Source organism: Pseudonocardia sp. HH130630-07, assembly GCF_001698125.1.
In the GTDB taxonomy this organism is placed as follows: Bacteria; Actinomycetota; Actinomycetes; order Mycobacteriales; family Pseudonocardiaceae; genus Pseudonocardia.
Window position 1 is genome coordinate 4123581 of the sequence record NZ_CP013854.1, and the last position, 15556, is coordinate 4139136.

The 15556-nt window shown below is 74.8% G+C and carries 9 protein-coding genes; 4 read left to right on the top strand and 5 right to left on the bottom strand.

All coding sequences use genetic code 11. The features are described from left to right. Positions 1-35 precede the first annotated feature (35 nt). The 4 genes from asnB to AFB00_RS19550 are packed head-to-tail and all read left to right on the top strand — an operon-like array spanning position 36 to position 11091. Positions 36-1877 (top strand): asparagine synthase (glutamine-hydrolyzing), encoded by a 1842-nt coding sequence (asnB, locus tag AFB00_RS19535; RefSeq protein WP_068798430.1) that lies wholly within the window; start codon positions 36-38, stop codon positions 1875-1877. Between the two features lie 21 nt (positions 1878-1898). Continuing rightward, positions 1899-3119 (top strand): cytochrome P450 family protein, encoded by a 1221-nt coding sequence (locus tag AFB00_RS19540; RefSeq protein WP_068798431.1) that lies wholly within the window; start codon positions 1899-1901, stop codon positions 3117-3119. Continuing rightward, positions 3116-4690, top strand: a complete 1575-nt coding sequence (locus AFB00_RS19545) for a (2,3-dihydroxybenzoyl)adenylate synthase (protein ID WP_068798432.1) — start codon at positions 3116-3118, stop codon at positions 4688-4690. Before AFB00_RS19540 ends, AFB00_RS19545 begins: the two co-directional genes overlap by 4 nt. Next, positions 4687-11091, top strand: coding sequence for a non-ribosomal peptide synthetase (locus AFB00_RS19550; RefSeq protein WP_083275670.1), 6405 nt, complete (start codon positions 4687-4689; stop codon positions 11089-11091). Before AFB00_RS19545 ends, AFB00_RS19550 begins: the two co-directional genes overlap by 4 nt. 16 nt (positions 11092-11107) lie before the next feature. Here the strand turns inward: AFB00_RS19550 and AFB00_RS19555 are convergent, their stop codons facing one another. The 5 genes from AFB00_RS19555 to AFB00_RS19575 are packed head-to-tail and all read right to left on the bottom strand — an operon-like array spanning position 11108 to position 15471. After that, positions 11108-11740 (bottom strand): hypothetical protein, encoded by a 633-nt coding sequence (locus AFB00_RS19555; protein ID WP_068798433.1) that lies wholly within the window; start codon positions 11738-11740, stop codon positions 11108-11110. Further along, positions 11737-13008: an acyltransferase family protein gene (locus AFB00_RS19560; protein ID WP_068798434.1), complete on the bottom strand. Its 1272-nt coding sequence runs from the start codon at positions 13006-13008 to the stop codon at positions 11737-11739. Before AFB00_RS19560 ends, AFB00_RS19555 begins: the two co-directional genes overlap by 4 nt. Beyond that, complete coding sequence (locus AFB00_RS34155; RefSeq protein WP_197519593.1) at positions 13005-13649, bottom strand: hypothetical protein; 645 nt, start codon at positions 13647-13649, stop codon at positions 13005-13007. The genes AFB00_RS19560 and AFB00_RS34155 overlap by 4 nt, the downstream gene beginning before the upstream one ends. After that, positions 13646-14803, bottom strand: coding sequence for a sensor histidine kinase (locus AFB00_RS19570; protein ID WP_269466015.1), 1158 nt, complete (start codon positions 14801-14803; stop codon positions 13646-13648). Before AFB00_RS19570 ends, AFB00_RS34155 begins: the two co-directional genes overlap by 4 nt. After that, on the bottom strand, positions 14800-15471 hold the full coding sequence (locus tag AFB00_RS19575; RefSeq protein WP_068798436.1) for a response regulator transcription factor: 672 nt from the start codon (positions 15469-15471) through the stop codon (positions 14800-14802). Before AFB00_RS19575 ends, AFB00_RS19570 begins: the two co-directional genes overlap by 4 nt. Positions 15472-15556: the final 85 nt, after the last annotated feature.

The following is a 15556-nucleotide window of genomic DNA, read 5'->3' on the forward strand; positions in this document are numbered from 1 at the left end:
GCGCCATCCCTTCCCGATCGACCAGGAGAGACTCCGTGTGCGGAATCACGGGCTGGGTCGCCTTCGACAGCGACCTCACCCAGCAACGACCCGTCGTCGAGGCGATGACGGCGGCCATGAGCGATCGCGGCCCCGACGCGTCGGGCACCTGGCTGCGCCGGCACGTGGCGCTGGGGCACCGCCGCCTCGCCGTGATCGACCTGCCCGGTGGGGTACAGCCGATGGAGGCCGACACCGGGCACGGTGCGGTCGCGCTCACCTTCTCCGGTGAGGTCTACAACTTCCGGGAGCTGCGCACCGAGCTGGAGCGCCGCGGGCACCGCTTCCGGACACGCAGCGACACCGAGGTGGTGCTGCGCGGCTACCTGGAGTGGGGCGAGCGGGTCGCGGACCGGCTCACCGGCATGTACGCCTTCGCCCTGTGGGACGACCGGACCGGCACCCTGGTGCTGGTCCGCGACCGGGTCGGCGTGAAGCCGCTCTACGTCCACCGGACGTCCGACGGCGTCCTGTTCGGCTCCGAGCCCAAGGCGATCCTGGCGAACCCGCTGTTCCCGCGGGTGGTCGACGTGGACTGCCTGCGCGAGCTGGTGGGGTTCACCAAGGCGCCCGGCTGGTCGCTGTGGCGCGGGATGAGCGAGGTCGAACCCGGCACCGTCGTGACGGTCGACCGCTCGGGCGTGCGGCGCCGGACCTACTGGACGCTGCGGACCGCGCCGCACACCGACGACCTCGCCACGACCACCGGACGCGTCGGCGAGCTGTTCGGCGCCGCGGTGCGTGGCCAGACCGTCTCCGACGTGCCGCAGAGCGTGCTGCTGTCCGGCGGTCTGGACTCGAGCGCCGTCACCGCCGTGGCGGCGGCCGAGCTGGCGGGCCGCGGGGAGAAGGCCCGGACGTTCTCGGTGGACTTCCTCGGCTACGAGGAGAACTTCACCCCCGACGAGCTGTGGGAGACGCCGGACTCGCCGTTCGTCCGGGACGTGGCCGAGCACGTCGGCTCGGTGCACCGCGACATCGTGCTGGACTCGCGGGCGCTGGCCGACCCGGCGCTGCGCCGCGCCGTGGTCGCGGCGCGGGACATGCCGATCGGTCTCGGCGACATCGACTCGTCGATGTACCTGCTGTTCCGGGCCATCCGGGGGGAGTGCTCGGTCGCGCTGTCCGGGGAGTTCGCCGACGAGCTGTTCGGTGGCTACGCCTGGTTCCACCACGAGGCCGCACGGAACGCGGACACGTTCCCGTGGCTGGCCTTCTCCAACGCCTACACCGGCGACCGGACGGAGATGTTGCGTCCCGGTCTGCGGGACCGGCTCGACATCGGTGCCTACGTGGCCGACGAGTACGCCACGGCGGTCGCCGCCGTCGACCACCTCGAGTCCGACGACACGCTGGAACGCCGGATGCGGACCAGCACCCACCTGCACGTCACCCGCCTGGTCCGGGCGATGCTCGACCGCAAGGACCGCATGTCCATGGCCGTCGGGCTGGAGGTGCGCGTGCCGTTCGCCGACCACCGGCTGATCGAGTACGTCTACAACGTCCCGTGGTCGATGAAGGCGGCCGGCGGCCGGGAGAAGAGCCTCCTGCGCGACGCCGTCGCCGGCCTGCTGCCGCGGTCGGTCGTCGAGCGGGTCAAGAGCCCGTACCCGTCCACACAGGACGTCGGGTACGCGGTGGCACTGCAGCACCAGGCGTCCGGCGTGCTGGCGGCGCCGGAGACCGGCGTGTTCGAGGTCTTCGACGCCGGCTGGGTCCGGTCGGCGGTGGCGATGGACCCGGCCGCGGTCACCGGGCGGCTGCGCACCGGCCTGGAACGCGTGCTGGACATGCACCACTGGCTCGATCTGTACCGCCCCGACCTCCGCCTCGACTGAGACCACCCCGAGGAGATCACGATGTCCCCGACCTCCGGACCACTGGTCCTGGGCGACGACTTCGTCCAGGACGCCCACACCGTCGCCGCGGCGGTGCGCGACGCCACGCCCGTCCGCCACGTCGTGCTGCCGAGCGGCATGCCGGTGTGGCTCGTCACGGGCTACGAGGCGGCCAGGGCCGTGGCGGCCGATCCGCGGTTCAGCAGTGACCACGTCTACGACCGGATGCACCGGATGGCGCTGGGGGAGGACGAGGAGAGCCCGTTCTCCCCGGACTTCGCCAGCAACCTGCTCAACCTCGACCCGCCGGACCACACCCGGCTGCGCCGGCTGATCGCCGCGACGTTCACCGGCCGGTCGGTCGCGCCGTTGCGGCCGCGGATCCAGCAGATCGCCGACGAGCTGCTCGACGAGATGACCGGACACGACACGGTGGACCTGCTGAGCGCGTACGCCTACCCGCTGCCGATCAGGGTGATCACCGAGCTGCTCGGTGTCCCGTTCGAGGACCGCGAGCAGTTCACCGAGTGGTCCGAGACCATGGTCGACGGCGGGGCCACCGAGGCGGCGGGTGCGGCCACCATGAGCATGGCCGGCTACCTGCACGGACTGATCGAGGCCAAGCGCGACGTCCCCGACGGGGCGACCCCGCCGGGTGACCTGCTGTCGCGGCTGGTGCACGCGTCGGAGGACGGGGACCGGCTCACCACGCCCGAGCTGATCGCCACAGCGGTCGTGCTGCTCGTCGGTGGTTTCGAGACGACGGTCAATCTCATCAGCGGCGGCGTGCTGAGCCTCGCCGGGCATCCCGACCAGCTCGCGCTGCTGCGCGCCGACCGCAGCCTGATGCCGACGGCGATCGAGGAGTTCCTGCGTTACGAGACGCCCAACATCCTCTCGTCGCCGCGCTACGCCACCGAGCGGGTGGAGATCGCGGGCGTGGAGATCCCGAAGGACGACTTCGTGATGGTGTCCTGGCTCGCCGCGAACCGGGACCCGGCCCGGTTCGCGGATCCGGACCGGCTCGACATCACCCGGCCCAGGGGCGGGCATCTGGCCTTCGGCCACGGGGTGCACTTCTGCCTCGGTGCGCCGCTGGCCCGGCTGGAGGGCGAGATCGCCTTCGGCGGGCTCCTGGACCGGTTCGCCGAGATCGAGGTGGTGTCCGCCGCCGACGACCTGCGCTGGCGCGACAGCACCGCGATGCACGGTCTGGAGTCGCTGGTGGTGAGGCTGCGATGAGCATCGACGGCGTGGTCGGCTGGCCCGCGGAGTTCGCGGCCCGCTACCGGGAGCGGGGCTACTGGAGCGGCCGGACGCTCGACGGTCTCCTCACCGACGGCGCCCGGCGGTGGCCGGAGCGGGAGGCCGTGGTCGACGGCGACCGCCGGTGGACCTACCGGGAACTGCACACGCGGGCGAACCGGCTCGCGGCCGGGCTGCGGGAACGCGGGATCGGGCGCGGCGACCGGGTGCTCGTGCACCTGCCCAACGTGGCCGAGTTCCTGTCGCTGTCCTTCGCCCTGTTCCGCATCGGTGCGGTCCCGGTGCTGGCCCTGCCCCCGCACCGGGAGACCGAGGTCGCGCACCTCGCCCGGCTCGCCACCCCGGTGGCCTACGTCGTGGCGGGCCACCTGCGCCACCTCGCCGCCGCGCTGCCGGGGATCGGGCACGTGTTCGTCGTCGGCGAGCCGGGCGGGTACACGCCGCTCGACGACGTGACCGCCGACGGCGACCCCGGTCCCGGGCCGGACCCCGGTGACGTGGCCGTGCTGCTGCTGTCCGGCGGGACCACCGGCCTGCCCAAGCTGATCCCCCGCACCCACGACGACTACCACTACAACCTCCGGGCGAGCGCCGAGGTCTGCGGCTTCGACGGGGACACCCGCTACCTGGCCGCGCTGCCGATGGCGCACAACTTCCCGCTGGCCTGCCCCGGGGTGCTCGGCACGCTGTGGGCGGGCGGCACGGTCGTGGTGTGCGCCGGTGCCGACGCCGGTACGGCGTTCGGCCTGATCGAGGCGGAGCGGATCACCGCGACGGCACTCGTGCCACCGCTGGTACTGGTCTGGCTGGACGCGGCGGAGGAGTCCGGGGCCGACCTCACCAGCCTGCAGCTCGTGCAGGCCGGCGGGGCCCGGCTCAAGACCGGGGCGGCCGTGCGGGTCGGCCCGGTGCTGGGCTGCGCGCTCCAGCAGGTCTACGGCATGGCCGAGGGCCTGCTGAACTACACGCGGATCGGCGATCCCCCGGAGATCGTGACCGGCACCCAGGGCCGGCCGCTGGCCGAGGACGACGAGCTCCGGATCGTCGGTGCCGACGGCGCCCCCGTCCGGCCGGGGGAGATCGGCGAGCTGCAGGTGCGCGGCCCGTACACGATCCGCGGCTACTACCGCGCACCCGAGCACGACACCACCGCGTTCACCCCCGACGGCTACTACCGCAGCGGTGACCTCGTCCGCCGGCTGCCCACCGGTGAGCTGGTCGTCGAGGGCCGGGCGAAGGACGTCATCAACCGGGGCGGCGACAAGATCCCGGTCGAGGAGGTCGAGAACCTCCTGCTGAGCCACCCCGCGGTGCACGACGTCGCGGTCGTCGGCATCCCCGACGAGGTCATGGGCGAGCGCAGCTGCGCCTACGTCGTCGCCCGCGGCACCCCGCCGACGCGACGCGATCTCGTCGCGCACCTGACGGCGTGCGGCGTCGCCGCCTTCACCCTGCCCGACCGCGTGCGCGTGGTCGGGTCGTTCCCCCGTACCGGCCTGGGCAAGGTCGACCGGAAGGCGCTGGCCGCCGGCGAGGCCGGTCGATGACCACGCACCCGGACCCCCACCCGGTGAGAAAGGACCACACCGTGTCGCACGACGACCTCCCGCTGGTGCTCGCGGACCTGCTCGACGTGCCGCCCGGCACGATCGAGCCGGACGAGAGCCTGATCGAGCTCGGCCTGGACTCGATCACGATGATGCGGCTGGCGGGTGCCTGGCGGAAGAACGGCACGCCGGTCACGTTCGCCGATCTCGTGGCCCGGCCGACCCTCGCGTCGTGGCGTGCGCTCCTCGCCGGCGGGACCGGTGACGCCACCCCGGCCGGGCCGATCGCCGACGTCGACGAGTCGGCCCCGTTCCCACTGGCGCTGATGCAACACGCGTACTGGGTCGGGCGGGACCACGGCCAGCGCCTCGGGGGCGTCGGCGCGCACTTCTACCACGAGTTCGACGGCGCGGGCGTGGACCCGGACCGGCTCGAGCGTGCCGTCCGTGCGCTGTTCGCGCGGCACCCGATGCTGCGGACACAGGTGCTCGACGACGGCACCCAGCAGGTGCTGCCCGAGTCGCCGTGGCCCGGTCTCCGGGTGCACACCGATCCGTCCGCACTCGGGGAGCGGCGGCGGGTGCTCTCCCACCGGCGGCTCGACGTCGGCGCGGGCGAGGTCTTCGACGTCGCCCTCTCGATGCTCCCCGACGGCCGGACCCGGATGCACGTCAACCTCGACATGATCGCGGCCGACGCGCTGAGCCTGCGGGTGCTGCTCGCCGACCTGGCCCGGCTCTACGCCGGTGCGACGCTCCCCCCGCTGGCCTACAACTACCCCCGCTACCTCGCCGAGCGGGGGAGCGAGAGCCCACCGGCGGCCCGCGCCTACTGGCGGGACCGGCTCCCCGGGCTGCCCGGTGCGCCGCAGCTGCCGGTCGTGGAGAGCACCGGCGAACCGGCCGTCGTGCGCCACCACCGCGTGCTGTCCCCCGGCGAGGTCCGCACCCTGGAACGGTCCGCGCGACGCCGCGGGCTGACCACGGCGATGGCGCTGGCGGCGGTGTTCGCCGAGACGCTCACCGCGTGGAGCACCGAGCCCCGCTTCCTGCTCAACCTCCCCCTGTTCGACCGCGAGCCCCTGCACCCGGACGTCGACTCGCTGGTGGGGGACTTCACCTCGTCGGTACTGCTGGAGTGGGACGGCACCGGGCCGGGGTCGTTCGCCGACCGCGCGCTGCGGCTGCAGCGGCGGTTCCACAGCGACGTGGCGCACACCGGCTACTCCGGGGTCGAGGTGCTGCGCGACCTGTCCCGCCTGCACGGCGAGCAGGTACTCGCGCCCGTCGTCTACACCAGCGCGCTGGGCCTGGGCGAGCTGTTCTCGCCGGAGGTGACCGACGTCTTCGGCCGGGCCGCGTGGATCATCTCCCAGGGCCCGCAGGTCTGGCTCGACGCCCAGGTCACCGAGCTCGACGGTGGGCTGCTGGTCAACTGGGACGTACGCGAGGACGTCCTGGTGCCGGGTGTCGGGGAGGCGATGTTCGGTGCCTACTGCGGCCTGCTCGACCGCCTGCTGGCCGGGGAACGGACGTGGGACACCCGGCCCGCGCTCGTCCCCGCGGCCCAGCTGGCGGTCCGTGCCGAGGTCAACCGCACCGCCGTCGGACGGTCGTCCGGGCGCCTGCACGACGCGTTCTTCGCCCGCGCGCGACGTGCCCCCGAGGCACCCGCGCTGCTGTGGGACGGCGGTGCCCTCACCTACGGCGAGCTCGCCGCCAGGGCCCTCGAGGTCGCGGGTCACCTCGCGGCGTCGGGCACCGTCGCCGGCGACCTGGTCGCAGTGTCGCTCCCCAAGGGACCGGACCAGGTCGTCGCGGTACTGGGGGTCCTCGCGGCCGGGGGCGCGTACCTGCCGCTCGGTGCGGACCAACCGGCCGCCCGCTCCGCACGGATCGTGGCCGGAGCCGGGGTGAGCGCCGTGCTGGACGCGCTCCCGGAACCGGCCGAACCCCTCCCGGCCCCGCGCGGCGGTGCCGCCTCGGACCTGGCCTACGTCATCTACACGTCCGGGTCGACCGGGGAGCCCAAGGGCGTCGAGATCACCCACTCCGCGGCCGTCAACACCGTCGAGGACCTCGACCGTCGCTACGCGCTGGGGCCCCAGGACCGCACGCTCGCGGTCTCCGCCCCGGAGTTCGACCTGTCGGTCTACGACGTGTTCGGCCCGCTGTCGGTCGGCGGAGCCGTCGTGTACCCGCAGGACCCGGGCCGCCGCGACGCCCAGGCGTGGGTCGATCTCCTGCGCCGGTACCGCGTCACCGTGCTGAACTGCGTCCCCGCGCTGCTGGACATGATCCTGACCGTCGCCGACGGCCCGATCCCGCTGCGGGTCGTCCTGCTCGGCGGTGACCGGGTGACCGTCGATCTCCCCGCCAGGCTGGCCGCGGTCGCCCCGGCCTGCCGGTTCGTCGGTCTCGGTGGCACCACCGAGACCGCCGTCCACTCGACCGTGTGCGAGGTGACCACGGTCGAACCGGGCTGGACCTGCGTGCCGTACGGCACGCCGCTGGACAACGTGGTCTGCCGGGTCGTCGACCCCCTCGGCCGGGACCGCCCGGACGAGGTGGCGGGCGAGCTGTGGATCGGCGGTGCCGGGGTCGCGCGCGGATACCGCGGGGACCCGGAGCGCACCGCGGCCCGGTTCGTCGAACACGGGGGCGAGCGCTGGTACCGGACGGGCGACCGGGCCCGCTACCGGCCGGACGGGCGGCTCGAGTTCCTGGGGCGCGACGACCACCAGGTCAAGCTGCGCGGGCACCGCATCGAGCTCGGCGAGGTCGAGGCGGCACTGGCCGCCCACCCGGGTGTGCGGTCGGCGGTGGCGGTCGTCGCGGGAGGCAGGCTCGCCGCCGCGGTGGTCCCGGCGACCGACGGCCCCGCCGGCCCGCCTGCTGTGGACGGCCCCGCCGGCCCGTCGGCCGTGGACGGCCCCGCCGAACCATCGGCTGTGGACGGCCCCGCCGTCGTCGAGCCGTCGGAACTGGACGAACTCCTGGCCGCCCGCCTGCCGTCGGTGATGCTGCCGGACACCGTCGTCGTGCTGCCCGCGCTGCCGCTCACCGCGAACGGCAAGATCGACCGTGCGGCCCTGGCCCGGGTCCTGGAACACCGGCCGGCCGGCCCGCGCGTGGTGTCCGCCCCCGCCGGGGAGATCGAGACGCTGGTCGCGGCGGCCTGGACCGACCTGCTCGGCGTGGCGGAGGTGGGCCGCGAGGACGACTTCTTCGCCCAGGGTGGCGACTCCCTGCTCGCGACCCGGCTCATCGGCCGGCTCCGGGCCGACGGCCTGTCCGGCGTGACCCTCACCTCGCTGTTCGCCCACCCCGTCCTGGCGGAGTTCGCCGCGCAACTCACCCGCTCCACCGGCGGGTCCCACGCGGCCACGGTGACCGCCGACCCGGCGCACCGGCACGAACCGTTCCCGCCGACCGCGACCCAGCGCGCGTACTGGCTGGGCCGCGACGACGGCTTCACCCTCGGCGGCATCGGGTGCCACTTCTACCGTGAGTACGACGTCGAGGACCTCGACCTGGGCCGGTTGGAACGGGCCCTCAACCAGCTCGTGGCGCGCCACGAGATGTTGCGGGCCGTCTTCGACGCCCGGGGTGACCAGCGGATACTGCCCGAGGTGCCGTGGTTGCACGTCCCGGTGCACGAGGGCGGGTTCGACGACCTGCGCGCTACCACCTCGCACACCGTCTTCGATCCGGCGGTCTGGCCGCTGTTCACCGTCCGCGCGGCCCGGTCGGGAACCACGACCAGGGTGGCGGTCGGCATGGACAACCTGGTCCTCGACGCCCTGAGCATCCTGATCTTCTACGCCGAGCTCGCCGCCCTCTACGACGATCCCGGCGCCGCTCTGCCCCCGGTCGGGGTGTCCTTCCGCGACTACGTCCTCGGCGTCGAGCCCGAGGACCTGGAACGGGCCGAGGAGCACTGGCGCGCCCGGATCGCCACGATGCCGCCGGCCCCGCGCCTGCCGCTGGCGAAGGATCCGGCGGAGGTGGCCGTGCCCCGCTTCGAGCGCCGCTGGGCCGGTGTCGAGGCCGCCCGGTGGCAGGTGATCCTGGACCGGACGCGGCAGCACGGGCTGACCCCGTCGGCGGTGCTGCTGACGGCGTTCGCCGAGGTGCTGAGCCGCTGGAGCGCCGCCCCGGACCTGACGGTGACCACGACGTTGTTCGACCGCCGGGACGTCCACCCCGACATCGGCAACGTGCTCGGGGACTTCACCTCGCTGCTGCTGGTCTCCTACGAACCGCGGGGGACCTGGCTCGACCGGGTCCGGGAGGTGCAGCGCCGGCTCTGGGAGGCGCTGGACAACTCCGGCGTCTCCGCGGTGTGGGTGCTCCGCGAGCTCGCCCGTGCCACCGGGGACCCGCAGACCACCATGCCGGTCGTGTTCACCAGCGCGCTGGGCACCTCGGCCGACCCGCCCGCGGGCAGCACCCTGTTCGCCGACCAGGTCTGGGGGGTGTCACAGACCCCGCAGGTGTGGCTGGACCACCAGGTCACCGAGGCGGACGGCGGCATCGTGGTCAACTGGGACGCGGTCGAGGAACTCTTCCCGGCCGGGCTGCTGGACACCATGTTCGAGGCCTACCGGCTCCTGATCGACCGGCTGGCGACCGTGGAGTGGGACACCCCGGTCCCCGATCTGCTGCCGCCGGCCCAGCGCGCCGTCCGCGCCGCCGTCAACGCCACCGGGCGCCCGTCGCCGGACGAGGCGCTGCACGCGGCCTTCTTCCGGCGTGCGGCCGCGGAGCCGGGCCGCATCGCGATCCGCGGGGACGTCGAGCTGACCTACGGCGCGCTCGCCGAGCGGGCGCTGCGGCTGGCGGCCGGGCTGGAGGCGCAGGGTGTCCGCGCCGCGGACACCGTCGCGATCTCGCTGCCGAAGGGGGCCGACCAGGTCGTCGCCGTCCTGGCGGTGCTCGCCGCGGGCTGCACGTACGTGCCGGTCGGCGTGGATCAGCCGCCGGCCAGGCGGGACCGCATCGTGGCCTCCGCGGGCGCCCGGCACGTGATCACCGAGGTGGCCGGGTGCTCGGCGGGGGCCGAGCTCCTGCCCGGGTGCCGGCCGCCGGCCGACCTGGCCTACGTGATCTTCACGTCCGGTTCGACCGGCGCGCCGAAGGGCGTCGAGATCACCCACCGCGCCGCCGTCAACACCGTCACCGACGTGTCGGCCCGCTTCGGGGTGGGCGAGGACGACCGGCTGCTCGCCGTGTCCGCGCTCGACTTCGACCTGTCGGTCTACGACATCTTCGGCCCGCTCTCGGCCGGCGGGAGCATCGTCACGATCTCCGACGCCGACCGCCGGGACGCCTACCGCTGGCACGAACTCGTGGTGGAGCACGGGGTGACGGTGTGGAACAGCGTTCCCGCGCTGCTGGACATGCTCCTGGTCGTGGCGGGCCCGCTGCCGCTGCGGGTCGTGCTGGTCTCCGGGGACTGGGTGGGCGCCGACCTGCCCGGACGGCTGCGGACGGTCGCCCCGGCGAGCCGGTTCGTCGCGATGGGCGGCGCGACCGAGGCCTCGATCTGGTCGAACCACCTCGAGGTCGGCACCGTCGATCCGGCATGGCGCTCCGTCCCGTACGGAACGCCGTTGCGCAACCAGCGCTACCGCGTGGTGGACGGCGCCGGGCGTGACTGCCCGGACTGGGTGCCGGGGGAGCTGTGGATCGGGGGCGCGGGTGTGGCCCGCGGCTACCGGGGTGCTCCCGAGCTGACCGCGGAGAGGTTCGTCGGCACGTCCCTGGACCGCTGGTACCGCACCGGGGACGTGGGCCGGTACCGGCCGGACGGAACGCTGGAGTTCCTCGGCCGCAACGACCAGCAGATCAAGCTGCGTGGCCATCGGGTCGAGCTGGGGGAGGTCGAGGCCGCGCTGCTGTCCGTACCCGGTGTCACGCACGCCGTCGCGACGGTCACGGACGACCGTCGGCTGGTCGCCGCGGTGGTGTCGTCCGGGCGGTCCGGGGTGGACCCGGCCGGCGCCGTCTCGCACGCCGCGACGTTGCTGCCGGCGCACATGGTGCCCGAGAGCGTCGCGGTGTGCGACGCCCTGCCGCTGAGCGCCAACGGCAAGGTCGACCGCGCCGCGGTGGCCGCCCTGGCGGCGCCGCGGGGCCCGGTCACCGACGAGCCCGCCGGGCAGCGGGAGATCGAGATCGCCGCGGTCTGGGCCGACCTGCTGCAGACCGACCGGGTCGGGCGCGAGCAGAGCTTCTTCGCCCTCGGCGGTGACAGCCTGCGGGCCACCCGGCTGGTCGAGGCGCTGCGGCAGCGGTTCGGCGTCACGGTGCCGCTGCGGAACCTCTACGCCGCGCCCACCGTCCGGGCGCTGGCCGAGGCGATCTCCGCCGTCGACCTGGAGGAGGGCGCCGTGTGAGGCGGAGTGGGGGCGCTCAGAACAGGATGCGTTCGATCTGGTCGGGCACGCCGATCAGTGCGTGCGCGATCCCGGTGATCGGAACGAGCACCAGCAGGAGCACGAGCAGCCCCCGCCCGGTGAGCCGGCTGCGCAACAGGATCGCCACGATCGCGAGGGCCGCGAACGTGAGCAGCGCCGGGTCGAGCCCGAACCGGCGTTCCTCCCGGAGCACGTCGCCGAGCACCAGCGCGACCACTCCGGCGGTGGCCGCCACCGAGGCCGGGCCGTGCCGTCCGACCCACCGCAGCAGCAGCCCCAGCACGATCCCGGCCAGCACCGCGAGCACCAGCCACAGCCCCAGCTGCCCGACACGCAGCCCACTCGCGCCGACGACCGCCCGGGTGAGGTAGAACGCGGCGACCGCCCCGGCGAGCGCCACCACACCCCGCCCGGCGGCGGCCCGGGCCCCGGTCCCGGCGACGAGCAGCGCGACCAGCAGCACGTACGGACTGACGAGGTGGCCGAGCACGCGCAGCGTCTCGTGCTCGGCCGCCGCCCCACCGGCCACGCCGGCGCAGAGACCGGCGACCCCGGCCACGCCGAGCGCGGCGCCGGTGCGGGTACCGGCCCGGAGCGGCACGGTCGGCCGGTCGGCGAGGCGGGTCACCGGCCGAGCCGATGTTCGAGCGGGCTCAGCCCCGGCGAGAGCAGCACCGCGGCCACCGCGGCCCCGGCGAGCAGGATCGTGCCCGTGAGCACCGCGAACAGCGGCAGCGGCCGGGACAGGAGATCCCGCCCTGCGGTCCGGGCCGCCCGGAACGCTCCGGTCCAGCCGTCCCGCAGCACCGGGTTCTCGACGTGGCGCCAGGACAGCTCCGCGGCGGCGAGGGTCAGCACGAGGACGCCGAGGCCCAGCAGCGCCGCCGGCACCGGGCCGGGCTCGGGGACCAGCCGGCGCGCGGTCAGCAGCAGCGGCCAGTGCCACAGGTACACGCCGTAGGACCGGATCCCGAGCCGGCGCAGCGCGCCGCAGCGCAGGATCCCCGGCGCGGTGCCCGCGGGGGAGCGGATCACCGTGGCGATCACCGCCGCACCGAGCAGCGCCGCGACCGGCAGCCCGGCCGCCTGGGCGAGCGGGTCGTCGTCACGCGCGGACACCGCGACGACGACGAGCCCGGTCAGCAGGACCGCGGCCGCCGGGTACCCGGCGCCCGGCCGGCCCGGCGAGGTGCCGGCGCCGGGGCGCCGCGGCCACAACGCCACCGCGGCCCCGGCCAGCAGCCCGAACAGGTGGGTGCCGGTACCCAGGTACAGCCGCGAGAAGTCCGCTCCGGCCACGGTTCCCACGACCAGCCCGGCCGCCGAGGCCGCGGCGAGCACCGCCGCGGCGACCGAGCAGGCCCGCAGCCGGGCCCCGATCGGCCGGCCCGCCGTCACCCGCCACAGGCCCAGCAGGATCAGCGGCCAGACCAGGTAGAACTGCGCCTCGATGCCGAGCGACCACAGGTGCTGCCACCACAGCGGGTCGAACGAGGCGAAGTAACCGGTGTCGCCCGCGACCAGGTACCAGTTGCCCGTCCAGGTCAGGGCGGCGAGCAGCTGGGGGCCGAGCCGGGCCGGCAGCGGCTCGCCGGTGGGCAGGGCCAGCGCGGTGCCGACGAGGAGGACGCACAGCAGCGCGGGCACCAGCCGCCGGCCCCGGCGCACCCAGAAGGCCGTGATCGACGGCCGCCCGGTCGCGGCGAACCGCCCGGTGAACCAGGACGTGACGAGGAAACCGCTGAGCACGAAGAACAGGTCGACGCCGATGTTCCCGCCCGGGAGCACCCCCGGCCACAGGTGGTAGACGAGGACCAGCGCGATCGCGATCCCGCGCAGGCCGTCCAGCTCGGGGACGCGCCGGACGGTGACGCCGGGCGCGGCGGTCGTGGTCACGGCAGCGACGTCCTGGCCTCGGCGACGACCGGCGCGAGCACGTCGGCGAGCACGCCGGAGCCCTGCTCCCCGGGGTGGACGCCGTCCGGGGCGAAGCCGGTCACCCGGCCGGCCGCGGCGTCCCAGTCCGCCAGCCGGACGGCGTCCGGGTTCCGCGCGGCGGCCGCGCGCAGCTGCTCCTGCACGTCCGGGGTCCAGTCCCGGTCGCCGTGCGGCAGGACCAGCACCAGCCGGTGCCCGTTCCCGACGGCGTCGAGTGCCCGGTCGACGACCGAGCCGTCGGTGGTCCCGTTGGTGCCGAGCACGACCACGACGACCGGCCGCAGGTTCCCGGCCGCGGCGCGTGCGCCGAGCTCGGCGTCGAGGTCGCGCAGCTGTCGCCCGACGTCGGCGTCGACCTCGACGTCGCGGAACCGCTGCTGCAGCACCGGCTTCGCGGCGCGCGCGACCGAGTCGCCGAACACGAGCACGTCCGAGCCGTCGACGGTCGTCCCGGTCACCGGGGCGGCCCGCCCCGCGGGTGCCGCGGACGCTTCCTGCCGGTCGGCGCCACGGGCGGAGACGACGAGCGCCGTCACGGCGGTCGCCCCGACGAGCACCGCCGCGACCACGGCCAGCACACTCGAACTGGAGAGCTTCATGCCTCCAGCGTCGGCGGGCCGATGTTGCCGGAACGTATGCGTTCCGGTCCCGGGGGGAGGGTCACGGTGACCGTGAGACCGCCACCGGGCCGGGGCACCAGGGTCAGGGTGCCCCGGTGCGCCCGCACGACCGAGTCGACGACCGACAGCCCGAGCCCGACCCCGGCCGCGTCCCCGTCGCGGGCCCGCCCCGCGCCCCGGGCGAAGGGCTCGACGAGCGTGCCCACCGTGGCCGGGTCGAGGACCGGTCCGGTGTTGGCGACGACGAGGACCGCGGACCCCCCGGCGGTGACGCCGGTGTGGATCCGCAGCTCGCCGCCCGCCTCCAGGTTGTGCACGACGGCGTTGTGCACGAGGTTCGTCGCGAGCTCCTGCACCAGCGCCGCCGAGCCGCGGGCCGGCGCCGGCTGCGCGTCGAGGGTCACCGCCAGCCCCCGCCGGGTCATCGTCTCGTAGAGCGTCTCGACGGCCTCCTCGGCGAGCAGCGAGAGGTCCAGCTCACCCGGCGGCGACGTCGTGGGGTCGATCCGGGACAGCAGCAGCAGCGCCTCGACCGTCCCGGCCATCCGCCGGTTGCTGCGCAGCAGCCGGTCGAGCAGGGCTCCGACGTCGTGGTCCGGGTCGGACTGCGCGACCTCGATGAGGGCCCGGGTGACCGCCAGCGGGGTGCGCAGCTGGTGCGAGGCGTTGGCGGCGAACCGGCGCTGCTCGTCGAACTGGCGCTCCAGCCGGGCGAGCATCGTGTCGAACACGTCGGCGAGCTCGCCGAACTCGTCGCGGGGTCCCCGGGCGTGGATCCGGTGCGACAGCGACCCGTCGGCGGCGAGCCGGGCCGCGCCGGTGAGCGCCTGCAGCGGGCGCAGGACCCGGCCGGCCAGCACCCATCCGCCGGCCAGACCGACGACGCCCAGGCCCACCAGCGCGACGAGGGCCCGGGGCAGGAACGCCTCGATCAGGTCGCCGCGGTCCGGGACGTACCGGCCCGCGTCGGCGCCGGAGACGATCTCGATGCGGCCCTCCGGCACGTAGCGGAGCAGGAACACGGCGACCACGGCGAGCAGGACCACCGACATCACCAGGAAGTACGCGGCGTAGCTCAGGGTCAGCTTCGCCCGGACGCTCAGCGCGGCGTCGGGGCCCCGCGGCCGGGTCACGCCCCGTCCCCGGTCACCATCCGGTACCCCACCCCGGGGACGGTCTCGATCACCCACGGCTCGCCGAGCCGCTTGCGCAGCCCCGAGATGGTGATCCGGACGGCGTTGGTGAACGGGTCCGCGTTCTCGTCCCACGCCCTGGCCAGCAGGTCCTCCGGGCTCACGACGCCGCCACCGGCGGCGGCGAGCACCTCCAGGACGGCGAACTGCTTGCGGGTCAGCGGTACCCGGGCCCCGTCGCGGTGCGCCTCCCGGCGGAACGTGTCGACCCGGACGCCGCCGATCTCGTGCGTCGGCGGGTTCGCCCGGGCCGGTCGCCGGGCCAGCGCCCGCAGCCGCAACACCAGCTCCGGCAGGTCGAACGGCTTGGTCAGGTAGTCGTCGGCGCCGATCTCGAACCCGGAGGCCTTGTCGTCGAGCCGGGCCGCCGCGGTCAGCATCAGGATGCGCACCGGCGCCCCGGAGGCGACGAGCCGGCGCGCGACGTCGTCGCCGGACGGCCCGGGGACGTCCCGGTCCAGCACCACGGCGTCGTAGTCGTTCACCGACAGCAGGTACAGCGCGCGGTCACCGTCGCCCGCGGTGTCGGCCGCGATCGACGCCCGCCGCAGGAAGAGCGCGATCGCCTCGGCGAGATCCGGTTCGTCCTCGACCACGAGTACCCGCATCCCGGCATTGTCCCCGGCACCGAACCGCCGACGCCCCCGGCGTCGACGTGCCGAGCAGCACGGCCGACGGGACCACCGGCCGTGA